Annotated in this window: 18 protein-coding genes; 14 read left to right on the top strand and 4 right to left on the bottom strand. The window is 55.1% G+C overall.

Annotated features, from left to right (window positions below):
• Window positions 1-282 precede the first annotated feature (282 nt).
• From aroC to HNQ81_RS03160, 5 genes are all read left to right on the top strand, one after another.
• Window positions 283-1,359: a chorismate synthase gene (aroC, locus tag HNQ81_RS03140; protein ID WP_183348239.1), complete on the top strand. Its 1,077-nt coding sequence runs from the start codon at window positions 283-285 to the stop codon at window positions 1,357-1,359.
• Window positions 1,356-3,047 carry a glycogen synthase gene (locus HNQ81_RS03145; RefSeq protein ID WP_240191624.1) on the top strand — a complete coding sequence of 564 codons (1,692 nt, stop codon included), beginning with the start codon at window positions 1,356-1,358 and terminating at the stop codon, window positions 3,045-3,047. Before aroC ends, HNQ81_RS03145 begins: the two co-directional genes overlap by 4 nt.
• 2 nt (window positions 3,048-3,049) lie before the next feature.
• Window positions 3,050-4,054 (top strand): type I glyceraldehyde-3-phosphate dehydrogenase, encoded by a 1,005-nt coding sequence (gene gap, locus HNQ81_RS03150; protein ID WP_183348247.1) that lies wholly within the window; start codon window positions 3,050-3,052, stop codon window positions 4,052-4,054.
• Between the two features lie 123 nt (window positions 4,055-4,177).
• A complete protein-coding gene (locus tag HNQ81_RS03155; protein ID WP_183348249.1) occupies window positions 4,178-8,455 on the top strand; it encodes a PEP/pyruvate-binding domain-containing protein in 4,278 nt (1,425 codons plus the stop codon).
• A 44-nt stretch (window positions 8,456-8,499) separates the two neighbouring features.
• Entirely contained in the window at window positions 8,500-8,724 is a 225-nt protein-coding gene (locus HNQ81_RS03160) for a hypothetical protein (protein WP_183348251.1), read from the top strand.
• A gap of 34 nt (window positions 8,725-8,758) precedes the next feature.
• On the opposite strand, the gene HNQ81_RS03165 is transcribed toward HNQ81_RS03160, so the two are convergent.
• Together HNQ81_RS03165 and HNQ81_RS03170 are read right to left on the bottom strand one after the other, a co-directional pair.
• Window positions 8,759-8,968, bottom strand: coding sequence for a YgaP family membrane protein (locus HNQ81_RS03165; protein WP_183348252.1), 210 nt, complete (start codon window positions 8,966-8,968; stop codon window positions 8,759-8,761).
• Between the two features lie 46 nt (window positions 8,969-9,014).
• Complete coding sequence (locus tag HNQ81_RS03170; protein WP_183348253.1) at window positions 9,015-9,302, bottom strand: ArsR/SmtB family transcription factor; 288 nt, start codon at window positions 9,300-9,302, stop codon at window positions 9,015-9,017.
• Window positions 9,303-9,721: 419 nt separating this feature from the next.
• Here HNQ81_RS03170 and HNQ81_RS03175 point away from each other — a divergent pair, with 419 nt between their 5' ends.
• The 9 genes from HNQ81_RS03175 (at window position 9,722) to HNQ81_RS03215 (ending at window position 19,324) form a co-directional block, all read left to right on the top strand.
• Window positions 9,722-10,300 carry an isochorismatase family protein gene (locus HNQ81_RS03175; protein ID WP_183348254.1) on the top strand — a complete coding sequence of 193 codons (579 nt, stop codon included), beginning with the start codon at window positions 9,722-9,724 and terminating at the stop codon, window positions 10,298-10,300.
• 88 nt (window positions 10,301-10,388) lie between these two features.
• A complete protein-coding gene (alaS, locus tag HNQ81_RS03180; protein WP_183348255.1) occupies window positions 10,389-13,037 on the top strand; it encodes an alanine--tRNA ligase in 2,649 nt (882 codons plus the stop codon).
• Window positions 13,038-13,327: 290 nt separating this feature from the next.
• On the top strand, window positions 13,328-13,753 hold the full coding sequence (locus HNQ81_RS03185; RefSeq protein ID WP_183348256.1) for a F0F1 ATP synthase subunit B: 426 nt from the start codon (window positions 13,328-13,330) through the stop codon (window positions 13,751-13,753).
• A gap of 11 nt (window positions 13,754-13,764) precedes the next feature.
• A complete protein-coding gene (locus HNQ81_RS17750; protein ID WP_183348257.1) occupies window positions 13,765-14,463 on the top strand; it encodes a F0F1 ATP synthase subunit B family protein in 699 nt (232 codons plus the stop codon).
• Entirely contained in the window at window positions 14,460-15,005 is a 546-nt protein-coding gene (gene atpH, locus HNQ81_RS03195) for an ATP synthase F1 subunit delta (RefSeq protein ID WP_183348258.1), read from the top strand. The genes HNQ81_RS17750 and atpH overlap by 4 nt, the downstream gene beginning before the upstream one ends.
• Window positions 15,006-16,529, top strand: coding sequence for a F0F1 ATP synthase subunit alpha (gene atpA / locus HNQ81_RS03200; protein WP_183348260.1), 1,524 nt, complete (start codon window positions 15,006-15,008; stop codon window positions 16,527-16,529).
• A gap of 18 nt (window positions 16,530-16,547) precedes the next feature.
• Window positions 16,548-17,420, top strand: coding sequence for an ATP synthase F1 subunit gamma (atpG, locus tag HNQ81_RS03205; protein WP_183348261.1), 873 nt, complete (start codon window positions 16,548-16,550; stop codon window positions 17,418-17,420).
• Window positions 17,421-17,467: 47 nt separating this feature from the next.
• Complete coding sequence (gene atpD, locus HNQ81_RS03210) at window positions 17,468-18,889, top strand: F0F1 ATP synthase subunit beta (protein ID WP_183348262.1); 1,422 nt, start codon at window positions 17,468-17,470, stop codon at window positions 18,887-18,889.
• Between the two features lie 21 nt (window positions 18,890-18,910).
• Entirely contained in the window at window positions 18,911-19,324 is a 414-nt protein-coding gene (locus HNQ81_RS03215) for a F0F1 ATP synthase subunit epsilon (protein ID WP_183348263.1), read from the top strand.
• Between the two features lie 176 nt (window positions 19,325-19,500).
• Here the strand turns inward: HNQ81_RS03215 and HNQ81_RS03220 are convergent, their stop codons facing one another.
• Together HNQ81_RS03220 and mutS are read right to left on the bottom strand one after the other, a co-directional pair.
• Entirely contained in the window at window positions 19,501-21,393 is a 1,893-nt protein-coding gene (locus tag HNQ81_RS03220) for an N-acetylmuramoyl-L-alanine amidase (RefSeq protein WP_183348264.1), read from the bottom strand.
• A 162-nt stretch (window positions 21,394-21,555) separates the two neighbouring features.
• A complete protein-coding gene (gene mutS, locus HNQ81_RS03225) occupies window positions 21,556-24,231 on the bottom strand; it encodes a DNA mismatch repair protein MutS (protein ID WP_183348265.1) in 2,676 nt (891 codons plus the stop codon).
• Window positions 24,232-24,233 lie beyond the last annotated feature (2 nt).

Genomic DNA, 24,233 nt, shown 5'->3' on the forward strand with positions numbered 1-24,233 from the left:
TGGTTTTTCTTCTTCACAGTCAACGTCCCAGACCTGGAATATAGGTTCGAGTCTCCTGCTGTCAAATTTTATTGCAGATTATCAGATAGATATTTGATATTCTTATCTCTTGGCTTGACAGGGCCCGGCATCAGCATAGAATAAGAAGAATGTATTGAGTATTGAGTATTGAGTATTGAGAATGGATGATGCTGATAGCATATGCAAATAGATTTTCCGGGTGGAGAGCGTGTCAGTGGTCCCTGGGAAATGCCGCCGGCGACAAGGCGATGGAGTGGAGTGATGGCAGGTAATACATTCGGGCAGGTCTTTCGGGTCACGACCTGGGGTGAATCCCATGGCACGGCGATAGGGGCGGTCATCGACGGCTGTCCTTCCGGTATCGCTCTGGACCTCGAAAAAATCCAGAGAGAAATGGCGAGAAGACGTCCCGGCCAGGGCGGGGCCTCGAGCCCGCGGAAAGAGCCGGACACAATCGAAATCCTGTCCGGCGTTTTCACTCCCGAGGGAGAGGGAGCGCCGAGAACAACCGGGACCCCGATTTCCCTGGTGATTTTCAACAAGGATGCCCATTCGAAGTCGTATGACAACCTGCGGGATGTCTTTCGTCCGGGGCATGGCGACTTTACCTACCAGGCGAAATACGGGATCCGTGATCATCGCGGCGGCGGGCGGGCCTCGGCGCGGGAGACCGCCGCCCGGGTGGCCGCCGGAGCGGTTGCCGCTCAGGTCCTGGCGCAGCATGGCATCGAGGTCGTCGCCTGTACCATCGCCCTTGGCGGTATCCGGATTGCGCGTCGTGATATGGCGACCATCCATGACAATCCCTATTGCTGCCCGGACCCGGAAGCGGCTCAACGGATGGAACAGCGCGTCAGGGAGGTTCGCGGCCGGGGAGACACGGTCGGCGGCATCGTCGAGATACGGGGAAGTTGTCCCCCCGGTCTCGGCGAACCGGTATTCGACAAGCTCGAAGCGGATCTGGCGCATGGCCTGATGTCGATCGGCGCCGTCAAGGGAGTCGAGTTCGGCGCCGGTTTCGCCGCCGCCGATTTGCTGGGATCGGAAAACAATGATAGTATCTGTACATCAGGTTTTGCGAGCAACAATGCCGGCGGCGTGCTTGCCGGTATCTCGAGTGGACAGGAACTGGTGATGCGGGTGGCGGTGAAGCCGATCCCCTCCATCGCCATTGAGCAGACGACAATCAACCGTGCCGGAGAGGCGGTCACTATCAAGGTCGGGGGGAGGCATGACATCTCAGCGATCCCGCGGATTATTCCGGTATGCGAGGCCATGGTCCGCCTGACGCTGCTCGACCACCTCCTCCGGCAAAGTGCGCAGGCCGTTGAGAAATGAAAAGAAACAACGTACAGGCACAGACCATTCGCAAGATATGGATGCTGACCAGGGAATACGGCGAAATTGCCGGAGCGGGAGGCGTCAAAGACGTCAGCAAGCAGTTGGCCGAAAGTTTCGCCGCAGTGGCGGGCTGCGATGTCCGGGTGGTGCTGCCCTTCTATGGGTTTATCGATCCGGCGAAATTCGAGTGCAGGCCGCTGCAGGACAACCTCGTTCGGCGTCCGCTCCTGTTCACAGTCGATATGAACTATGTCGGTCTGGAACGACGGGAGGATGTTCGGGTTTGGACCTGCAGGCTGGGAGGGGTGACGGTGTATCTGCTGGAGTCGAACCGATTCCGGGAGAAGATGGATGTGTACACCTATACCCTCCGGGAAGAGGTCGATGAGAGTTGGAAACAGGCGGGCAAGGGACATATCGACTATTTTGCGATGAACGTCCTGCTGCAGAAAGGGGCTCTGGAACTGATGATGCTGCTTGATGAGCGCCCTGATGTCATTCACTGCCATGATGGTCATACGGCGCTGGTCCCGGCGCTGATCAACGAGTGCCCCGGCTACAGAAGTTATTTTCGCCGGACCGGTTGTCTGGTGACCATACACAACGCCGGGGTCGGTTACCATCAGGAGGTGGCCGACTTACCCTTCGCCCATGCCATTACCGGCCTGCCGCTACGCTTCATCGAATCGAACTGTCTGGCTGCGGCCTTCGACCCGTTTCTCGCCGCCGGCCCCTATGCCCTGCTCAATACCGTCAGCGAGAATTATGCCCGCGAACTCCAGGAAACGGATGATGATCAGAATACCGGCTGGCTCGGTCATCTCCTTGCTGATCGCGGGGTGGTCATCGAAGGGGTCACCAACGGCATCGATCCGGCGGATTTCAATCCGTCTGACCCGAAAAAGGCCGGTATTGCCGCGGCTTTTGATCCGGCAGACCCTGCCGACGCGCTCGCCGGGAAAAAAATGTGCAAGACCGCGCTTCTTGACGCAGTGCGCAGGAGAGCGCCGACGGGTGGGCTCGAAATAATCGGCACCTTGGAAAACAACAGCGAAATCCCGCTTTTTACGTTCATCGGCCGTCTCAGCGAGCAGAAAGGGATCGATATTCTCATCGCCGCGCTTGTGAGCTTTCTGCGCCGCCATCCACAATGCCAGATGCTCTTTCTCGGCAGCGGCGACAGGGGCGAGGAGGAAAGACTGCGATCCCTGGCGGAAACGAAGGGGCTGGCCGGAAGGGTCTGCTTTTTCCGGGGCTACAGCCCATTGGGCGCCAACCAGGTCTATGCGGCTGGAGATTTCTTCGTCATTCCCTCACGGTACGAACCCTGCGGGCTCACCGATTATATCGCCCAGCTGTTCGGCAGCATTCCGATCGTGCATCATGTCGGGGGCTTGGTCAAGGTTGTCGACGGCAAGACCGGCATCGCTTATCGCGGAGGGATAGCCGACCTGCAGGAGGCACTCGAACGCGCCATCGTCCTCTTCGGGAAGCCGCAACGGATGCGACGGATGCAGAGAGATGCAGTTCTGCGCATCCAGGAACGGCATACCTGGGATCAGGTCATGAAGGCCTATCAGCGACTCTATGAAAAGGCCCGGCTGCAGCGTTGGATGAGCGCGTCCGTATCGGTGGCCGACAATCCGGACTTGACCCCGGAAATCACTTTGAATAACAGGAGATAGATATGACTATACGAATCGGAATCAACGGCTTCGGCCGCATTGGCAGAAACATTTTCAGGGCCATCAGCAGGGATGCGGCCTTTGCCGAGGTCGAAGTCATGGCAATCAACGACCTTACCGACAATGCCACCCTGGCCCACCTGTTGAAGTACGATTCGGTGATGGGGACGTATGAGAAGGAGGTCGCCGCCGATGACAAAGGCATCATCGTCGACGGGCGGCATATCGCCGTCACCAGCCATCGCAATCCCGCCGATATCGCCTGGGGAGATGCCGGAGTTGATTATGTTGCCGAATGTACAGGTTTTTTTGTCGACAGTGATTCGGCTCAGGCCCATATTGATGCCGGTGCGAGCAAGGTCATCATCTCCGCGCCGGCGAAAGGAGGGGTGAAGACGTTCGTGATGGGAGTCAACGAGGACGAATACGATACCACCGTCCATCATATCGTTTCCAATGCCTCCTGCACTACCAATTGCCTGGCCCCGGTAGCCAAGGTCATTCTTGACAACTTCGGCATTCAGAGGGGCCTGATGACGACCGTCCACGCCTACACCGGGGATCAGCGCCTGCTCGATTTCCCGCACTCCGACCTGCGCCGGGCGCGGGCGGCCGGCCTGTCGATGATCCCGACCAAGACCGGGGCGGCGGCAGCGGTCTCTCTGGTCATACCGGAACTCAAGGGGAAATTTGATGGTCTGGCCATCCGGGTGCCGACCCCGACAGTGTCCATTGTCGATGTGGTCATGGAGGTCGAGAGGGAGACGACTGTCAATGAGGTCAACCAGGCCCTGCGCGAGGCGGCGAACCGCTATCTCGGCTATACCGATCTGCCGCTCGTCTCCATCGACTTCAAGGGGGACAGCCACTCGTCGACAGTCGATGGCAAGTGCACGAAGGTCATCGGCAAGTCGGTCAAGGTCATGAGCTGGTACGACAACGAATGGGGATACTCCAATCGCATGCTCGATCTGATCCTCCATATGGAGGCGAACAAGCTGCTGTAGTTCCGGATCATCCCGGGAATCGCCAGGCTTCTCTGAGAAGACAGGCCTGGCGTCAGGGAGATGGGGTCCCGCGAACGGTTGGGCCGGAGGGGCACCCCCCCGGCCTTGTTCCTGTGAAATGTCATGGTGGAAACGTTGAATATCGAACTTGATATCGAATCCGACGCCCTGCGGGCGAACCTGCTGGAGACCGCCGGTGAGGTGGTGATCGCCGATGACCTGCGACTGCTCCTCGAGGTTGTCCGGAAATACAGGGGGATCCATGCCAATCTCGAGAAGCTGCTGTACGAGATCTGCCATCCATTCCGGAACTGGAACCTGATCCTTCCCCAACTCCGCAGTTTTGTCCTCAAAAACAGCAACCATTTCATCGCCCACCCCCAGGGCCCTGAGTCATTTCGGCTGTTTTCCCGGATTTTCCTCGGCGTCGTGGAGGATTCCCGCCGCAGTCCCGGCCTTCTCGACCAGACGGCCGGCGCCTTGATCCTGTGGCTGGAGAAGATCGTTTCACTGCTTGACGAGAACAGTATCCCCCGGTTTGCCGAGCCTCTGAACGAGCTGCTGCGCCGGCTCGGAGAGGAAGGAGAAGAAGAAAATCTTCTCCTGACGCATATCGTCCATGGCCAGCATCCGATCAAGAAGTTCGCCGGCCGCATCCTTGAGCTGGCGGGTGACAACACATCGTCATTCGATTTCCTGCCGCTCGCCGAATTCGCCCGAACAGTCCAGCAGAAGACCTACCTCTCCTGGTTGCAGGAGGACGATCCGCTGCCATGGTTCCTCGATCGCTGCGGCATAAAGGCGGAAGACTTCCGGTTCGGTGGGATTTTTGCCAGGATTTCCCATGAAACCCTCAGGGGGCACCTGGCGACGGTGGAAGGGCTTGATTTCGAGAAGGATCCGATCGGCAGCTTGCGATGCGTCCTGGATCTTCCGGCTGGGATCGATATCGTCAAGTATTACCGTGAAATACCGAACCTGCTGGTCGAGCATATGGGGGATGGGCGGCCGGGAGAGGGGCAACCCTCCGCCCTGGATCCGGGCGTCGAAAACGACAAGTTGTTGTTTCTTTTTAAAATCATGGATACGGCCGGTCTGCACCTGATCCATGAGGAGATGCTGCGGGAAATCAACCGCAGCTTGGTCCAACTGATTCGCCAGCAGAGTTTCGAAGAGATCGAAGAGTTCCTGCTCATCACCTTCAAACTGCTCAAGGTCAACGTTCGCAAATACCCGCATACCTCGCTGCAATGCATCCAGGTTCTTGGCGGTGAAGTCTTCGATCGCGGCAACAGCCGGATGGTTGAAGCCTTTCTCTGGGGAGTGGTGCGGTTTGGTTTCCAGCATGCCAATGTCAGAGGGGTCGACGAAGACTGGCAGCCGCTGGCCAACCCTGCCCATCTCAGCAATATCAGGGTGTGGCTGCATCTGATCATGCGCGAGCCGAAATGGTGTTCGACGCTGTTTTCCGCGCTCATCATCCATCTGAAACTGTCCGGCACCTGCGTCAAGGATACCGATCTGTTCCAGCGTGACATCACTGAACTGCTGAACCATCCGATCGAGCCGATCTACAACCTGGCCAAGCAGTTCACCAAGCTGATGCCGGTCTTTTACAACGAGATCGGGTCGGAAGGGGAATTGCGGGATGTCTCGACTGAACTCGACGAGATTCACCGGCGCAAGGATGTCCTGATCCATTTCCTGCGCAAGCAGGGTCATGTCGAGAGTTCCAACCTGATCGTCGACTTCATCCAGGCGATCTTTCTGTTCTGGAAGACCGGGGACAAAAACCTGCTCCACCCTTTTCTTCCGGTCGAAGTATTTAATCAGGTGCAGGTCAATGGACCGTTCGTCGATGGTCAGCGTCTGCTCGTCCAGCGGCTCTGGGACGAGATGTCGTTCAGGCGGATCAGCGATCTGCTGGCGGTTGACCAGGAGGCCGTAACACAGTTTCTCAGGCGGCAGGAGGATATCGAAGCCGCTGAGGTCCGCCGCTTCGAACTCCTGGTCAAGATGTACAGGCTCCTGTACAAGAAGTACATGCTCGGCTTCGAGGAGCTGCGGTCGGAACTGATCCAAGCCGTCCATGACGGTTTTCCGGAGATGGAAAAACTACTGGTCAATCTTCAGCACGATGACACCGAAAGCTGTCTCGAGGCCCTGCTCGACAGTCTCGAGGGGTTGAAGGAGATCATCCTGTCACCGGAGAAATTCGAGGCGCGGGAGGATATTTATTACAAACGTCATATCGCGGTCGACATCCCCTCCGTCTACGGCAGGTACAAGGAAAGGAAATTCGACGCCCTGAGCCTGACCTTCAGGCTGGAGAACCTGGCCAATATCTACCTGGAGAAACTTTCGGTCACCGTCAACCTGACCTTCATCACCCAGGCCACGTTCTTCAGCATCGTCAGGTCGATCAAGCTGTTCATGCAGGCCCTGCGGATCGACGGCATCAGCTCCCGCCGGCTCAACACCTACCTGTCGCTGCTCTCGAGCTCGCTCAAGGTGCGGCGCTTCTCCTACACCCAGTACCTCGATATCTTCCGCGGCCTCTCGGAAGGAGTCAAAGACATCATCTATGCCTACTACACCAATATTCACCAGAACAATCTGTCGTTGATCATTCCTCAGATCGGCCGGAAGAACCTGCTGCCGAAATTCATGAGCCTGTACGATGAGGGTGAGATCGGTACTTCGGTGCAACGGTTGTCGGAAGCCTTTTTCCGTGATCTGATCGCCTCGACCTTCGGCTTGCAGCATCTCGACAACTTCATCCTGCGCATTATCCAGACCCTGGAGAATCAGAAGACCATCCTCGACCAGAACCGTCTCGATCTGTTGATGACCTATAATCCCGACAAGGCCGTTTCCCTGCTGCATCGGCTCAACCCGTTCACCCACAATCTCATTCATCTCGGCAACAAGGGGTACAATCTCGCCACCCTGATATCGGACGGCAAGCCGGTGCCGCCGGCCTTTGTCATCACCACCGAGGTATTTCGCTGTCGCGAAGTCGTCTTCGGTTTCTCCCAGGCCCGTGAAGATTTCATGCGCCGGATCAGGTCCTCGCTCAACGAGGTCGAACGGCTGACCGGCAAGGTCTTCGGTTCCCCCGATGCGCCCCTGCTCCTCTCCGTCCGCAGTGGCGGGGCGATCTCGATGCCGGGCATGATGGCCACCGTCCACAATGTCGGGTTCAACGAGGATCTGATCGAGGAGTATGTCGAGCGCCACGACAATGCCTACCTCGCCTGGGACAATTACCGCAGGTTCCTGCAGTCATGGGCGATGGTGTCCGGTATGGAGCGGGAGGATTTTCAGGTCCTGATGGATGAGGCCAAGGCCAAGCATCAGGTCAGTCTGAAAAGGCATTTTTCGCCGGAACAGATGCGGGAACTGGCCCTGTCGTATCAGAAACTGATCCGCAAGCGGGGCCTTGGGATTCCTGACGACCCCTGGTTGCAGCTGGTAAATGCGATCGAGCTGGTGCTCGATTCCTGGGGTACCGACAAGGCCATCGATTACCGCAAGATCATGGATGTCTCCGATGCCTGGGGAACTGCGGTCATCGTCCAGGCCATGGTGTTCGGCAATCGCAGCGATACTGCCGGCGCCGGAGTCGTATTCACCTCACATCCGTATCGCAAGGTCCATCGGGTTGCCCTGTGGGGCGATTATGCCTATGGCGACCAGGGCGAAGACATCGTCTCCGGTCTCGTTACCAGCTGCGCCGTATCGATGGAACAGGCCCAGCTCGATGGGCGGGCGGTGGAGGATACTCTTGAACGGCGGTTCCCGGCGATATACGCGCGCCTGCTCGAGATATCGAGGGAGCTGGTCTATGAGAAACGATGGAATCCCCAGGAGATAGAATTCACCTTCGAAGGGCCGAATCCGGAGGATCTTTATCTCCTGCAGACCAGGGATATGATCACCATCAAGAAGAAAGAGCATCTCAATGTCTTTGTCGACAGCGATGAACTTGTGCCTTCGCATCTTGGCCAGGGCATCGGGGTGTCCGGATCGGCGCTTTCAGGCCTCGCTGTTTTTACCGAAGAGAATATCAACGATCTGCGGCGGCGTCTGCCCAACACTCCGCTGATCCTGATCCGGCAGGATACGGTACCGGAGGATATCAAGGTCATCAATATGGCGGATGGACTGCTGACCTCGCGCGGTGGGCAGACATCGCATGCGTCCGTGGTCGCCGTCAGGCTCGAAAAGACCTGTGTGGTTGGCTGCAAGGCCTTGCGGGTGTACGATACCGGGCAATATTGTGAGATCGGGGGCATCCGTCTCGGGTTTGGAGATGAGGTCTCCATTGACGGCAGGACCGGGGCGGTCCTGCGTGGCACGCACCTCATCCGCGAAGAATATCACATCTTGCCGATATGATGGATCTGGGCTGTCACGCCCTTGTGGCATGTAAGGAGGAGGCTATGTCGAAAAAAGAGTTTGTCAAAGGGCCGAAGCTGTTCTCGCTGGCCAGGAAAAAGGCGTTGCATTTTGGCCTGCCGCAGACCAAGGGCATCAAACTGGCGGAATTGATCTGCAGCATCCAGGAGAAGGAGGGATACGAACCCTGTTTCCAGCGGCGGGAGATATGCCATGAGCTCCAGTGCTGCTGGCAGGCATCATGTAATGCCAAGATGACTGCCGAATAAAAAGGCCGGTACATGCCCGCGATGCGATTCGATGTCAACGCTTTTCGGGAACGCCAAGTTTCTTGAGAATATGCACCAGTGGACAGAATTTGGAAATGCCGAATTGAAGTAGGTTGAGACCGACAAATGCAGTAAACCAAAGCCAGTACTTGCTGTGAAAGATCGGACTCGCCTCAACTCCGAGGGAGAGACTGAGAAGTATGAAGAAACCTGCCAGAGAATGAACCCAGTCCAGTATAATCATTGCTGTTCTCCTTTTACTGTCTGACGAACGTCCTGCTTTTCCCCCTTCAATTGTCCGGACAAAACAACACATGCATCTTCTGGATGAGTTCCAGGATGCGTTTGTCCGTGATCCTGTTGTAAATGAAGTTGGCATCCTTGCGGAAATCGATAATTCCCTGACTCCGCAGAATGTTGAGATGCTGGGACACATTGGCGTTCGTGGTTTTTACACTGTCCCTGATTTCTCCGACCGACAGCTCCTGGTCCTGCAGCAGGCAGAGTATCTTCAGGCGGATTGGATGGGACATGGATTTGAGCAGTTTTGAAACCGCATCGATCTGTTCATCTTTCATGCATGCGTCCTTGTGGGGTAAAAAATATTTCACAAATTAATTAATTAGCCTGGAGTGGTTTGTAAAGAAAAATTTCAAGGATTCAGCAGAATAAAACCATGGCGACAACGGTGGCGGATGGATTCCATCGGCTCAGAACGATACAGACCGGTTGCGTGGCTGAAAACCTTATCGGTTGAGCGATGAAACGGTTAGGAACGACGGTGGCCAGCGGGGGGACGATCCGAGGGGAAATGCCAGGGGCTTTTTTTTGCCGGTGCAGAGGATAAACTTGAATCTCTGCAGAGAAAAGAGTTTATTGGGTTGTCGTCTGCAGTGGAACTCAAATTCAGTCAATGGAGCCGGGAAGGCGGCTTTCCTTCCCTGGGAATATTTCTGCTTCACCGGATTGGTGGAGAATTCACTGAAGAGGAGGCTGGATGGACGGAAAGAACATTGGATTGCTGAGGTTGGAAAACTGCTGTCTGCATCTGGTCGATCTGCAGGAAAGTCTCATGGCCCAGATCCATGGGAAGGACCGGGTGGCGGCGACCACCAAGTTGATGCTGCAATTCGCCAGAATTGTAAAGCTGCCGATCATCGCCAATACTCAGTATAAAAAAGGTCTCGGGCCGTATGTCGCCGATCTCGAATCGATGATGGGCGATATCCCGAGACCTGATAAAGTGGAGTTCGGAGCCCTTGCCAATGTGCAGACTCGAGAACTCTATGGATCTTTGCCCGAATCGGTCACGACCGTCATTCTCTGCGGGGTCGAATCGCATATCTGCATTTACCAGACAGCGGTTGGGATCCTGGAGATGGGCAAAACACCATGGATTGTCGCCGATGCGGTTTCGTCGCGTGACGTGGAAAACCATCAGCTGGCCCTGCAGCGTCTCAGGGATCTCGGCGCTGTTATCGGCCCGGCCGAGATGATCATCTACGAACTTCTGGGACGTGCCGGCACGCCGATTTTCAAAGAGGTGTTGCCGCTGATCATCAGCCATACTTCATAAGAAGAGTATGCTGTTTTTAATCTCATTGTCCTGCAGACCGTCCTGCTGACTCGATTTTATTCACTTGACCCAAAGAGTTGACTTGTTCATGAAAGGTAGCGAAATTCGATCGAAGTTTCTCCGGTTCTTTGAAGGCAAAGGACACACCGTCGTCGACAGTTCTCCCCTCGTCCCCAAGGATGATCCCACCCTGCTCTTCACCAATGCCGGTATGGTTCAGTTCAAGATGGTGTTCATGGGCGAGGATAAGCGACCGTACTCCAAGGCCGTCACCAGCCAACGGTGCGTCAGGGCGGGCGGCAAGCACAACGACCTGGAAAATGTCGGGTACACCGCCAGGCACCATACCTTTTTCGAAATGCTTGGTAATTTTTCCTTCGGCGACTACTTCAAGGAAGATGCGATCCGTTACGCCTGGCAGTTTCTCACCCGGGAACTCGGGTTGCCGCCTGAGAAACTCTGGGTCTCCGTCTTCGAGGATGACGACGAGGCCTTTGATCTGTGGGAAAAAGTCGAGGGTCTGCCGAAGGGAAGGATCGTCCGCATGGGCGAGAAGGATAATTTCTGGGCGATGGGGGATACCGGGCCATGCGGTCCCTGCTCCGAAATCCATATCGACCAGGGGGTCGAGGCTGGTTGCGGCCGGAGCGACTGCGCCCTGGGGTGCGACTGCGATCGTTTCCTGGAATTGTGGAACCTCGTGTTCATGCAGTTCAACAGAGCCGAAGACGGATCCATGACCCCCTTGCCCAAGCCGAGTATCGATACCGGCATGGGGCTTGAACGGGTGGCGGCCGTCCTCCAGGGGAAATTGACCAACTACGATTCCGACCTCTTTGCCCCGATCATCGCAAAACTCGAGCAGCTCTCGGGGAAACGGTACAAGGAACACAACGGCGACGACACGGCGATGCGGGTCATCGCCGATCATGCCCGGGCTACCGCCTTTCTTGTTGCCGACGGGGTGTTGCCGTCCAACGAGGGGCGAGGGTACGTCCTGCGGCGGATCATGCGACGGGCCGTCCGCTATGGGAGAAATCTCGGCCTGACCACGAATTTTCTCGAACAGGTGGTCGAAACCGTCGTCGTCTCCATGGGAGCAGCCTACCCTGTGCTGGAGGGTGCTACCTCCCTGCTCGCCAAGGTCGTGCGCAACGAAGAGGAGCGGTTTCGGGAAACGCTCGAGCACGGGCTGCAACTCCTTGAAGAGGAGATTGCGAAGCTCGAATCCGCGAGCGCCAGGATCCTTCCCGGCGCCTTTGTCTTCAAACTGTACGACACCTATGGTTTTCCTTATGACATCGTTCGCGATATCGCCAACGAACGGCGATTGGTCATCGATGAGGCCGGATACCAGGCGGCAATGACAGGCCAGCGCCGCCAGTCGAGATCTTCGCGTAAGGATGAAGGGCTGCGCCTGCGGGAGGATGGCATCAAATCGTTGATTGAAGCCGGAGTTGCAACAACCTTCGTCGGCTATGACTGCCTGGAGATCGAGTCGGAAATCAAGGGACTGATTGACGACGGAGGGGCTTGCGTCGACGATCTCGGCGCCGGAAATCAAGCGAAAGTCATCGTTGCGAGGACTCCATTTTACGCTGAATCCGGCGGGCAGGTTGGTGACAGTGGCGAAATACGCTGGGCGAACGGTAAGGCGGAGGTGAAGACGACGTCACTGGAGGGGGAGGCAATAGTTCTTCATGACGCCGTGATCGTCGAGGGACAACTCGCTGTCGGGCAGAAGGTCACCCTGGCGGTCACGAATGAGAGCCGCAAGGAGGTCGCCGCTCATCATTCGGCCACGCATCTGCTCCATGCGGCGCTAACCCAGGTGCTCGGCGATCATGTCAGGCAGGCCGGTTCCCTCGTCGGGCCTGGCCGACTGCGTTTTGACTTCACTCACTTTTCACCGTTGAGCCAGGAAGAAATCGAGCGGGTCGAGGATATCGTCAACGAGCAGATTCGGGCTGATTTTCTGATACGAACGAGAATACTGGCGAAGGAGGAGGCCATCCGGGAAGGGGCGAGGGCGCTGTTTGGCGAGAAATATGCTGACGATGTCCGGGTGGTGAATATCGGCGAGGTCAGCATGGAATTGTGTGGCGGCACGCATGCAGGATCATCGGGTGAGATCGGGTTGTTCAAGATTCTCTCCGAAAATGGCATTGCTGCCGGAATTCGCCGGATAGAGGCAGTGGCCGGCAGGACGGCTTTCGAGTATGTGCGGAAGGTCTGTCGCCGTGACAGTGAGATCGGCAGGCTGTTGAACGCCCGTGAGGAAGAGGCGCCATCAAAAATAACATCTCTGCTCCACAATCAGAAGCAATTGGAGAAGCAGATCGCCGATCTGTCGACGCGTCTCGCTGCCACCCGGCTTGACGGCCTGCTGGAAAAAACTATTGATGTCGCCGGCGTCAAGGTCCTGGCTCTGGAACTTTCACTCGACAGTGCCAAGACGTTGCGGGAGGTCGGGGATAAGGTCAGGGATCTTCTCCAGTCCGGCGTTGCCGTCCTCGGCGGCGAGATCGAGGGGAAAGCGGCGATTCTGGCGTTGGTGTCAAAGGATCTGACCGCAAGGATACAGGCGGGAGACCTGGTCCGTCAGGTTGCGGCGATTGTCGGGGGCAAAGGCGGCGGTCGGCCGGACATGGCTCAAGCTGGAGGGCCGTTGACCGACAAGATCGGAGAGGCAATAGCCTCGGTTCCAATGATTGTCGGGGCAATATTGAAAAAATAATCAGTGATCGACGAATGCAAAAAATCACCGACCGGTAGATTCGACAAGCCGTGGGAGCCTTGAAAATACCAGAAAAATGGCATTTTCCCCGTTTTATAAATTGGTTGACACGTTGACATATTTACAGTAAAGATTTTTTTGCTGTAGTGAATGGTGGTTCATTTTTACGTGGAATAATCTTGTTTTGCTCGGAAAATTTTCAATTTTCTGCATGTGCGCAATGCGGTCAACATTCATTGATTGAATGTTAAGTTTTTTAAGTTATCAAAGTTAATCGGGAGCTTACTAACATGATAACGATGGACATCACGTTGCTGATCCAGATTGTGAACATGGTCATTCTCATGTTCCTCCTTAATGGAGTTCTTTACAAGCCGGTAAAGAAGATTCTGAAGGATAGGGCGGAAAGGCAGCAGGGAATGCAGGGCGAAATTGCGAAATTTGAAAAGAATGCACGGCTTCGCCAGCAGGAAGTTGATGAAAAGATGGCAAAGGCGTCGGGAAAAGCCAAGGCCGCTCTTGATTCCACGAGGGCTGAAGCCCAGGCTGCTGGAGACCAGAGGCTCGGTGCGATCAAGGCGGAGGCTGAAGAGGGCAAGAACAGGCAGCTTGCTGAGATCAAGGCTCAGATCGATAGTGCCAGGGCAGGCCTTAAGGCAAATCTTGATGGATTCGCAAACGATATGGCCAGTAAAATTCTGGGAAGGAGTCTATAGAGATGAGAGGAGTGAAACACGTAGCCCGACTGATGGTTCTGGTCACGGCAGCTCTATGGTTTGCCTTGTCCGGTGGAACTGTTTGGGCGGCTGAACAGACGAGTCATGAGGCATCGGGTGCGGTCCAGGAGGTTGCGTCGGGACAGGGGCAAGATGCTGCTACTGTCGAGCCTGGCCATGGAGCAGCGGCTGAAGGTGGGCATGGTGCGGTCAAAGACAGTCTTTCGGCGGAAAAACTGAAAGATCTGGGGTGGCGCGTTGTCAACTTTATCGCGTTGATGATCATTCTGGTCAAATTCGGTGCAAAACCTATCGGCGCCGGTCTTGCCGGCAGACAGAAGAAGATCAAAGACGAGATAGAAGAGCTGGAGGCCAAGCGGGCTGCTGCAGAGAAATCGTATCGGGATTTCGAGTCCAAACTTGCGACGGTCGAAAAGGATATCGATAAAATTGTCGAGAAAGCAGTTGCCCAGGCCGAACTCGAGAAAGTCAAGATTCTCGAGAGAGCGGAACAGGCGGCTGCCGATATCAAACGGCAGGCCGAGTTGGCGGTCCAGAAGGAAATTATGGATGCAAGGCGATATTTGAAGGATGAAGTGGCTGACAAGGCTGCTGCTATGGCTGAATCGCTGATCATGAAAAATCTCACCCCTGGCGATCAGGTGAAGATTGTCGAAGATTATCTAGCAAAAGTGGGGGCCGTACAGTGAAACAGACTATCCTCGCACGCCGATATGCCAAGGCGCTCTTTATCGTTGGCAAAGAGCAGAAAAATTATGACGAATACAATCAGATCCTGCAGGGGGTTGCCAATCTCTACGTGTCCAACCCCGAGGTGGTCGATGCGTTGACAAATCCTTTGTACCCCTTGGATATCAAAGAAAAGGTCATGGCCGGCATGATCAAGTCCATGGGCGTCGACAAGGTCATGGGCAATTTCCTCACCTTACTGGTTCACAAAAAAAGGACCATGATCCTGCCGGAGATTGCCGAAGAGTTTCAGGTCATGGTTGATAGTGAGAAGAATATCAGTCATGGCCATGTTGTTTCGGCAATCGAGCTCAGTGCTGAATTGCAGGAGAATGTTCAGGCAACATTAGAAAAGCTGACAGGCAAGAAAGTGAAACTGACCACCAGCGTTGATCCATCGATTATCGGCGGGATTATTGCCAAGGTCGGCGATCTCGTACTGGATGGCAGTATCAAAACACAACTTGCAGGTTTAAAAGATTCCATTAAGGGGAGAGAATAGATGCAGATCAAAGCTGAAGAAATTAGTCAGATCATCAAGGACCAGATCAGTGAGTACGAGACCAGTGTTGATTTGAACGAGACTGGAACTGTCATCTCTGTCGGTGACGGTATCGCCCGTGTCTATGGCGTTCAGAACTGCATGGCCATGGAACTTCTCGAGTTTCCTGGTGGAATCATGGGCCTCGCCCTGAATCTGGAGGCAGATAACGTCGGTTGCGCCGTTCTCGGGAATGTCTCCAACATCAAAGAGGGCGATGTCGTCAAAAGAACCGGAAAAATTGCCGAGGTCCCCGTAGGACCGGCAATGCTCGGCAGGGTTGTCGACGGTATCGGCCAGCCGATTGACGGTCAGGGACCGATCAAATCAGATATTTCATCCAAGATCGAGGTTCTTGCCCCCGGCGTTATCGCCAGAAAGGGTGTGCATGAGCCATGCTATACCGGTGCCAAGGCGGTTGATGCCATGACCCCGGTCGGACGCGGCCAGCGTGAACTTGTCATCGGCGACCGTCAGATCGGTAAAACCGCACTCTGCGTCGACGCGATCATCGCTCAGAAGAATACTGATGTCTATTGCATCTATGTTGCGGTCGGACAGAAAAAGTCGACGGTGGCTCTTGTTGTTGAAGCCCTGCGGAAACATGGGGCGATGGAGTATACGACGGTCGTCGCCGCCTGCGCCTCCGATCCGGCTCCAATGCAGTATGTCGCTCCGTTTGCCGGATGCTCTATGGGTGAGTACTACCGTGACAATGGCAAACATGCCCTGATCATCTACGACGATCTGTCGAAACAGGCCGTTGCCTATCGCGAACTGTCACTGCTTCTTCGACGTCCACCGGGACGTGAGGCCTATCCCGGCGATATTTTCTTCAACCACTCTCGTCTGCTCGAACGATCCGCCAAGGTCAATGACGCCCTCGGCGCCGGTTCCTTGACAGCCCTGCCGATCATCGAGACCCAGGCCGGTGACGTTTCCGCCTTCATTCCGACGAACGTTATCTCGATCACCGACGGCCAAGTCTATCTCGAACCGAACCTGTTCTTCTCAGGTGTACGGCCGGCCATCAACGTTGGTCTTTCCGTCTCTCGTGTTGGTGGTGCAGCCCAGGTCAAGGCGATGAAGCAGGTAGCCGGTACACTTCGACTAGATCTCGCTCAGTATCGTGAGTTGGCCGCCTTCGCCGCCTTCGGTTCAGATCTCGATGCCGCCACTCAGGCAAAGCTTACGCGGGGCGAAAGACTGGTCGAAATCCTCAAACAACCACAGTATCAGCCGCTGCCGATGGAAAAGCAGGTCACGATCATCTATGCCGGATCAAACGGTTTCCTTGATAAGCTGCCGGTGAGTGCGTTGGCTGATTATGAGAAGGAACTTTACTCTTATATCGAGTCGAATGACCCGTCGATCTTTGCAGACCTCTTGGAGAAAAAAGAGTTTACCCCCGAAATCAAGGAGAAACTCAATAAAGCACTGACCAGCTTTGGTGATACGTTCAAGGCAACCAAGGGTCTTAACTAATAGTAGATAGGTCCAAATATGCCGAGCTTAAAAGAAGTCAAAACCAAGATCCAGGGTGTCAAGAAGACATCGCAGATCACCAAGGCCATGAATATGGTCGCTGCGGCAAAGCTGCGCGGCGCGCAGGAGAAGATGGAGGCGTTTCGTCCTTATACCCGGAAATTCAATGAGGCGATGTCCAATCTGTCCGGGGGGGCAACGACCGATCAGTTCCCTTTGATGGAAAAGCGTGATGTTAAAACGGTGGAACTGGTTGTCGTAACTTCCGACCGTGGGTTGTGCGGATCCTACAACGCCAATATTGTCAGGCTGGCCTTGAAAATGATCAAGGAATACGAAGCCGCAGGCAAGAAGGTCAGTGTTGTCTGTGTCGGGAAAAAAGGTTTCCAAGCCTTCAACAAGACCGGGAAGGTCAGAAAAAAATTCGTCGATATCATGGGCACCTTTCAGATGTTCAACGCTCGTGAGGTTGCCTCCGATGTCGCCGACAACTTCCTCAAGGGCAACAGTGACAAAGTCGAGGTGATCTACGGTGAGTTCAAGTCGGTGGCCGTACAGGCCCCGACATTTTCCCACTTCCTGCCTGTGCAACCGGTCGAAGTTGTCGGCACGGAGACGGCAAAGAAAATCTCCGGCGATTATATATACGAACCGTCGACCGAGGAGATCATGGACGTCCTTCAGCCGCTCTATCTGAACGTCTTGATCTATCAAGCGATGCTTGAGGTCGGAGCGAGTGAACATGCGGCACGCATGACGGCAATGGATAATGCCACCAACGCCTGTAAAGATATCGTGGCCAATTTAACAATTGTGTACAATAAGGCTCGCCAGGCCTCCGTTACCAATGAACTGATGGATATCGTTGGCGGTGCCGAGGCCCTTAAATAATAATTGACCTTCGAAAATCAAATACATCTAAGGAGGGGTAAAGCCCTATGAGTGAGCAAAAAATTGGTAAAGTTACACAGGTAATTGGCCCTGTCATCGATGTCGAGTTTGAGGCAGGCAATCTTCCTAACATCATGAACGCATGTTTTGTCAGCAATCCCGGCATATCCGATGTGCCTGACAACCTCGTCATCGAGGTCGCTCAGCATCTCGGCGACAATCTCTGCCGTTGCATCGCCATGGACCAGACAGATGGGCTCGTGCGCGGACTTGAGGTCAGGGATACCGGAAAGCCGATCACCATCCCCGTAGGGCCAGCGTCTCTTGGCCGGATCATGAATGTTGTCGGCCGACCTGTTGATGGCTTGGGACCGATCGATTCCGACAAAACGATGCCGATTCATCGGGATGCGCCGCTGTTCACCGAACAGGACACGGAGGTGCGGGTTCTCGAAACCGGAATCAAGGTCATCGATCTGCTCGTTCCTTTCCCTCTGGGCGGGAAGATGGGATTGTTCGGCGGCGCCGGTTGCGGCAAGACCGTAATCATGATGGAGATGGTCAACAACATCGCCATGCATCACGGTGGTATCTCGGTGTTCTGCGGCGTAGGCGAGCGGACCCGTGAAGGCAACGACCTGTACCATGAGATGAAGGAGTCCGGCGTACTGCCGAAAGCGGCTTTGATCTACGGTCAGATGACCGAACCTCCAGGAGCCCGTGCCCGTGTCGCCTTGACCGGTTTGACCGCGGCCGAATACTTCCGTGATATCGAGGGCCAGGACGTTCTCTTCTTCGTCGACAATATCTTCCGGTTCACTCAGGCCGGTTCGGAGGTTTCCGCTCTGCTGGGTCGTATTCCTTCAGCCGTTGGTTATCAGCCGACTCTGGCCACAGACCTCGGGGCGCTGCAGGAACGTATCACTTCGACGACAAAGGGATCGATTACAGCCGTACAGTGTGTTTACGTCCCTGCTGACGACTTGACCGACCCGGCTCCGGCAACGACCTTCGCCCATCTTGACGGTACCGTTGTTCTCTCGCGTCAGATAGCTGAGCTTGGTATTTACCCGGCGGTCGATCCTCTTGACTCCACTTCCCGTATTCTTGATCCGAATGTCATCGGCGAGGATCACTATCACACCGCGCGTGGAGTTCAGGTGTCTCTGCAGAAATATAAAGATCTGCAGGATATCATCGCCATTCTCGGGATGGAGGAGCTTTCCGAAGAGGATCAGATGCTCGTCGCTCGAGCTCGGAAGATCCAGAGGTTCCTGTCGCAGCCTTTCAGTGTTGCCGAGGTCTTCACCGGCATGGCCGGCAAATTCGTCAAGGTTGCCGACACCGTTCAGGGCTTCAAAGAGATCCTTGAAGGCAAACATGACGACCTGAATGAAAACTCCTTCTACATGGTTGGATCAATTGATGAAGCAGTAGCTAAGGATGCAAAGTCAAAAGCTCAATCCTAATTTTTTGAAGGGGTAAATTTCATGGCACAACAGATAAGACTGGAGGTTGTAACTCCCAAAGGTGCAGTCGTTAGCGAAGATGTCGATATCGTTAACGCACCGGGATACGGGGGTGACTTTGGTGTGCTTGCAAATCATGCGCCCTTTTTATCTACGATAAAGATTGGGACACTGACGTATGAGCAAGGTCGTAAACGTGAAACTCTGATGGTCAGTGGCGGGTTCTGTGAGGTCTCGAACAACAAGATAACCTTCCTCGTAGAAAGTGCGGAATTTGGAAGTGAGATTGATGTTGATCGTGCAATGCGAGCCAAGGAACGCGCTGAGAAGCGATTGGCTCAGGCTGCTCAGCATGATGAGCAGTTCAACAGGGTTCGCGCAGAGGCTGCGCTCAAAAGGGCGATGGCCAGGATCAAGACCGCAAAAAATATCTGATTGATATTCGTTTATAGTAAAAAGCAAAGGCCATCTGTATTCAGATGGCCTTTGCTTTTTGCACTGCACTCATAACATCTCATTTCAAACTTTCATCAAGGGCACAGTCGACACTGTTGAGGAAGAAACGGCAGAAGGGCTTGTGACAGCGGCGCGCCGAAGTCACGATTTTCAGATCACGGAGAGGCACTGAGGCTTGCAGTAGTGGTTTGGACGTATAAACTGATTCCTTTGACGATCTCGTCTGTGACGGTTTCAACAAATTGCTGATTCTTCAAATTTTCCGCGTCAATCTGATTGCTGATAAAAGCGATTTCCAGCAGGATTGAGGGCATCTGGGCGCCGATGAGGACGTAAAACGGCGCCTGCTTCACGCCAAGATTTTTAACATCGCCAAAGTTCTTGCCATCAAGTCCGGTCAGCATGGATTTGTGGACATATTTGGCCAGTCGCGAAGATTCGTCGATCTTGGAATTTTTCAAAATATCCGAGAGGATACCTTCGAGATCGCTCATTTGATGGGTCGATGTCGCATTTTCCATAGCCGCAACCCGCATTGCCTCGGCGTTGGTGCTCAGGTTCAGGAAATACGTTTCAAGGCCACGTGTCTCTTGTGACGGATGAGCGTTGAGATGCAGGGAGATAAAAAGGTCGGCCTCCTCGGTGTTGGCAATTGCCGTCCGCTCTTCTAAAGGAAGGAAGATGTCTTCGTTGCGGGTCAGAATCACTTCACAGTTGAGCTGTTTTGCCAATTTCGGTTTGAGGATCTGGGCAATCTTGAGGACGATATCCTTTTCCTGCATCTGGTTGGCTATCGCCCCGGGGTCTTTGCCGCCGTGGCCGGGATCAAGCACGATTTTTCTGACCCCTAGTCCCAGTTGCTGGGCAAGGGAAAGTTTGCTTTGACCCTTGGGAAGGGCATCTTCCTTTGGCATGGCCGGGGGCGGGAGAAGGCGTTTTTTTTGATCCTGGCGGATGACGACTACGGCTGTCGCAGGTTGTTTTTCTCCTTCAGCTGCAGGTGGCTGCTGTTGGATGTCGGTCAGCTCTGATTGTGGCGATTCTGATGATGCGGGGGTTGAACCTGCAGGTTTGCCAACGGTCGGTTTTTTGGCGGCCGTCACTGCAGATTGTCTGGCCCCGTGAACGTCGATTATGATGCGGAATGGATTCGGGAGACTGAAAATCTTGTAGCTATCGATTTCGTCGACATCAAGGAAGACGCGTACTGTGTCGGCCCGTATCTGATCGATCCGCATCTGTTTGAGAAAAGCTTGTTGAACAGCTATCCGGCGTCGTTGATCGGGGGGGATATAGCTGTTGTTAAAATCAATATACAATTTTTTAGGTGGCCCCTGCGGCTCTTTGACCACAATTTCGCTGTAGGTGACAGGGCTGTCGGCCATGACCACGATACGGGTGTATTCGGGGGAGGACCAGAACTTGACAGGATGAATCGTAACGAGCTGGTTGATCTGTGAATTGTCGACAAGCGATCGAGGCAAGGGAATGTCGTAATCCCTGGAGAGGGTTTTGAGCTTTTCTGCCGCCTTCGCGTGAAAATCTCCCTGGGGATACTGTGCTATGATCTTCTCGAGGGCGATCGTCGCGTTTTTCGGATCCTTCTTGAATTCAAGATAGAGAAGCGCTTCCAAGTAGAGGGCATCATCGGCGAGGGTATGTTCGGGAAAGAGGCGGGAGGCATCTTTGTAATATGAGAGGGATTCTTCGAGATCAATACCGAGACTGAAACGTTCGTACATGCTGCGGTACATGTTGCCGAGCATATACAGACAGGCCGGAGCCTGGCCTGATTTGGGGGTCAACAGGTAGACCTTGCGGAAATTACGCGTGCCTTTGAGCCAGTTCTCCCGTGAGCGGGCAAGTGTACTGTTGTTCTGTAGTTCATTGAAATAAAACTTGGCTTGCTCGTAGAGCTGGCCTGGGCTGGAAGATATCGGGGCAGACGGTTGACCTGCTTCGGGAAGGCCAGTGGGTTGCGCCGAAACAGTGGGGTCTGAGCTGATGAGTCCGACCAGGACGAAAAGAAAGATGCAAAACCGAAACATGTCGTCGATTACAATCCAGGGCACCGGAATGGTTAGGTGGTGGTTGGACGCCTCTGTGTGGAGAGTGAAAAAGTCGGCCCCATCAGTATACGCCAATGTACAAAAAAGAGTTTTACAAGACAAAATAAATAGATGAGGTACTTTTCCACAAAAGTCAATATATCAATTGCTCTCCTTAAGGCTGCAGAGGCCTTTCAAGGTGTACAGGGCTTCCATCGCCTGCCGCGGGGTCAGATCGTCGACTGACAACCGCTGAATAAACTCTCTGACCTGATCGGGGCTCGGCTGAAAGAGGGGCAACTGGTTCGGATGGGTCTTGCGCCTGCCTCGTTTCGGCTTGCTGGTCCTGGCAATATACGGATCACCTTCGCGATCAAATTCGCTTTGTTCAATGTTTTTCAGAATTTCTTCGGCACGCTGGATGACATGGGCCGGCACCCCCGCCAGTCCGGCGACCTGGATGCCGTAACTCTTATTGGTTCCACCTTCGATCAGTTTGTGGAGAAAGATGATTGAATCATTCCATTCCCTGACTGCCACCGAGTAATTTTTCACCCGTTCCTGGGTCAGGGCCAGATCGATGAGTTCATGATAGTGGGTGGCGAACAGCGTCTTCACCCCCTTGTCGTCCTTCCCGGCAAGTTCTTCGGCAACTGCCCAGGCAATGGAGAGACCATCGTAGGTCGAGGTTCCGCGCCCGATTTCATCGAGGATGACAAGGCTTCTGGAGGTCGCGTTGTTCAAGATATTGGCAGTCTCACTCATCTCCACCATGAAGGTCGATTGGCCGCGACGGAGATCATCCATGGCCCCGACCCTGGTGAAAATACGGTCGACGATGCCGATCCTGGCGTAGTCGGCGGGAACGAAACTCCCCATCTGGGCCATCAGTACGATCAGCGCGGTCTGGCGGAGGATCGTCGATTTCCCGGCCATGTTCGGGCCGGTGATGATCAGGACCTCCTGCCCTTCCTGATCGAGGAGGATGTCGTTGGGGACGAATCTTCCGGTCGGCATGCCCCGTTCGATGACGGGGTGGCGGCCCTCCCGGATGTGGATCACGTCGGATTCGTCGATCAGCGGTCGGTGGTAGGCGTGGTTACGGGCAGTTTCGGCGAGGGAGCAGAGAAAGTCGATCTCGGCGAGCGCCCGGGCAGTGGCGAGAATCCGCTCGCTCATCGCCGCCAGGTCGCTTCTGAGCGCACAGAACAGGTGATATTCCAACTCGAGTCGGCGCTCCTCGGCGCCAAGAACCTTGCCCTCGAACTCCTTCAGTTCCGGGGTGATGAAACGCTCGGCATTGACCAGGGTCTGCTTGCGGATATAGTGATCGGGGACCTTGTCGAGGTTGACCCGGCTGACCTCGATATAGTAGCCGAAGACCTTGTTGAACCCGATTTTCAGTTTCGGGACACCGGACTGCTCTCTTTCCTTTGCTTCCAGGGACAGGATCAACTGCCGTCCGTCCCTCTGGATCCGGATCAGCTCGTCGAGCTCAGCGTTGAACCCCTCCCTGATCAGGTTCCCTTCCCGTAGCGAAACCGGCGCCTCTGGATGGATGGCGGATTCCAGAAGGGCCCTGATGTCGACGAGAGGGTCGAAGGCGGCGGCAATAGCGGTAAATTTTTCGCCGGCGCAGCGGTTGAGCAGGGCGACGCAATCGGGCAGTGAGACCACCGAGTCGCGCAGGGCGAGCAGATCCCGACCGTTGCAGGTGCCCAGCATGATCCGGCTGTTGAGGCGCTCGATATCGTAAATCCGGCTCAGCAGTGCGCGCAACTGCTCGCGGATGTCCCTGTGCTGATAGAGAAAATCGACGGCATTCAGCCGGCTGATGATCGATTCCAACTCCTGGAGAGGAAAGAGCAGATTGTGTTTCAGCAATCGTGCCCCCATCGGCGTACATGTCTGGTCCAGGACCGACAGCAGGCTGCCCTCGCGCTTGCCGCCGATGATGGTCTGGGTCAACTCGAGGTTGCGGCGTGAGGCGTCGTCGATCTGGAGGTAGGAGGAGAGATCGAGGGGAGTGAGTTTCTCGATATGGTTGATCGCCGCTTTCTGGGTCTCCCCGACATACTCGATGATGACCGCGGCGGCAGCGATACCGGAGGTCAAGGCGCCGCAGCCGAAACCATCGAGCGTCACCACATTGAAATGCTCGTGCAGCAGTTCGGTCGCGGCGTGGGGTGAAAAGCAGCGGGAGTGACGTTCGGTAAAACAGACCCCGGGGAGCATGGCGGTGATTGCGCGCTTCAGGTCGGCGAGGGTCTCGGTCTCGGCTTCATCGAGAAGGATCTCGGCCGGGGCGAGGCGGGTGAGCTGATCGAGCACGAGGCTGCCGTCGCTGGAGGGGTCCTCGACCTCGCCGACGAGGCATTGTCCGGTGCTGACATCGACAAAACTCAGGCCGTAGACCGGGGCCTTGGCCGGACGGGCGAGGGCGCAGATGTAATTGTTGCTCCGGTCGTCGAGGACCTGGCTGTCGGTCACCACCCCGGGGGAGAGCACCCGCACGACTTCGCGTTTGACGATGCCCTTGGCGGCGGCGGGATCCTCGGTCTGCTCGCAGATGGCCACCCGGTGCCCGGCGGCGATCAGCTTGGCCAGATAGCCGGAGGCGGAATGGAAGGGCACACCGCACATGGGGATCCGGTTTTCATCGTCCTTGCTGCTCCGGGAAGTCAGGGTGATGCCGAGCACCTTCGCGGCCGTGATCGCGTCGTCGAAGAACATTTCATAGAAATCGCCCATTCGGTAAAAGAGAATGGCATCCTCGAACTGGCCCTTGATCTCGAGATACTGCTGCAGCATCGGCGTCATTTTCACTACGGTCGTCATGC

Origin of the sequence: Desulfoprunum benzoelyticum (genome assembly GCF_014201505.1) — a bacterium.
GTDB classification, from domain to species: domain Bacteria; phylum Desulfobacterota; class Desulfobulbia; order Desulfobulbales; family Desulfocapsaceae; genus Desulfoprunum; species Desulfoprunum benzoelyticum.

Excerpts from the sequence above, each read along its gene's own strand:
- aroC (WP_183348239.1), top strand. The coding sequence starts at position 283 with ATGGCAGGTAATACATTCGGGCAGGTCTTTCGGGTCACGACCTGGGGT.
- HNQ81_RS03145 (WP_240191624.1), top strand. The coding sequence starts at position 1,356 with ATGAAAAGAAACAACGTACAGGCACAGACCATTCGCAAGATATGGATG.
- gap (WP_183348247.1), top strand. The coding sequence starts at position 3,050 with ATGACTATACGAATCGGAATCAACGGCTTCGGCCGCATTGGCAGAAAC.
- HNQ81_RS03155 (WP_183348249.1), top strand. The coding sequence starts at position 4,178 with ATGGTGGAAACGTTGAATATCGAACTTGATATCGAATCCGACGCCCTG.
- HNQ81_RS03160 (WP_183348251.1), top strand. The coding sequence starts at position 8,500 with ATGTCGAAAAAAGAGTTTGTCAAAGGGCCGAAGCTGTTCTCGCTGGCC.
- HNQ81_RS03165 (WP_183348252.1), bottom strand. The coding sequence starts at position 8,968 with ATGATTATACTGGACTGGGTTCATTCTCTGGCAGGTTTCTTCATACTT.
- HNQ81_RS03170 (WP_183348253.1), bottom strand. The coding sequence starts at position 9,302 with ATGAAAGATGAACAGATCGATGCGGTTTCAAAACTGCTCAAATCCATG.
- HNQ81_RS03175 (WP_183348254.1), top strand. The coding sequence starts at position 9,722 with ATGGACGGAAAGAACATTGGATTGCTGAGGTTGGAAAACTGCTGTCTG.
- alaS (WP_183348255.1), top strand. The coding sequence starts at position 10,389 with ATGAAAGGTAGCGAAATTCGATCGAAGTTTCTCCGGTTCTTTGAAGGC.
- HNQ81_RS03185 (WP_183348256.1), top strand. The coding sequence starts at position 13,328 with ATGATAACGATGGACATCACGTTGCTGATCCAGATTGTGAACATGGTC.
- atpA (WP_183348260.1), top strand. The coding sequence starts at position 15,006 with ATGCAGATCAAAGCTGAAGAAATTAGTCAGATCATCAAGGACCAGATC.
- atpG (WP_183348261.1), top strand. The coding sequence starts at position 16,548 with ATGCCGAGCTTAAAAGAAGTCAAAACCAAGATCCAGGGTGTCAAGAAG.
- atpD (WP_183348262.1), top strand. The coding sequence starts at position 17,468 with ATGAGTGAGCAAAAAATTGGTAAAGTTACACAGGTAATTGGCCCTGTC.
- HNQ81_RS03215 (WP_183348263.1), top strand. The coding sequence starts at position 18,911 with ATGGCACAACAGATAAGACTGGAGGTTGTAACTCCCAAAGGTGCAGTC.
- HNQ81_RS03220 (WP_183348264.1), bottom strand. The coding sequence starts at position 21,393 with ATGTTTCGGTTTTGCATCTTTCTTTTCGTCCTGGTCGGACTCATCAGC.
- mutS (WP_183348265.1), bottom strand. The coding sequence starts at position 24,231 with ATGACGACCGTAGTGAAAATGACGCCGATGCTGCAGCAGTATCTCGAG.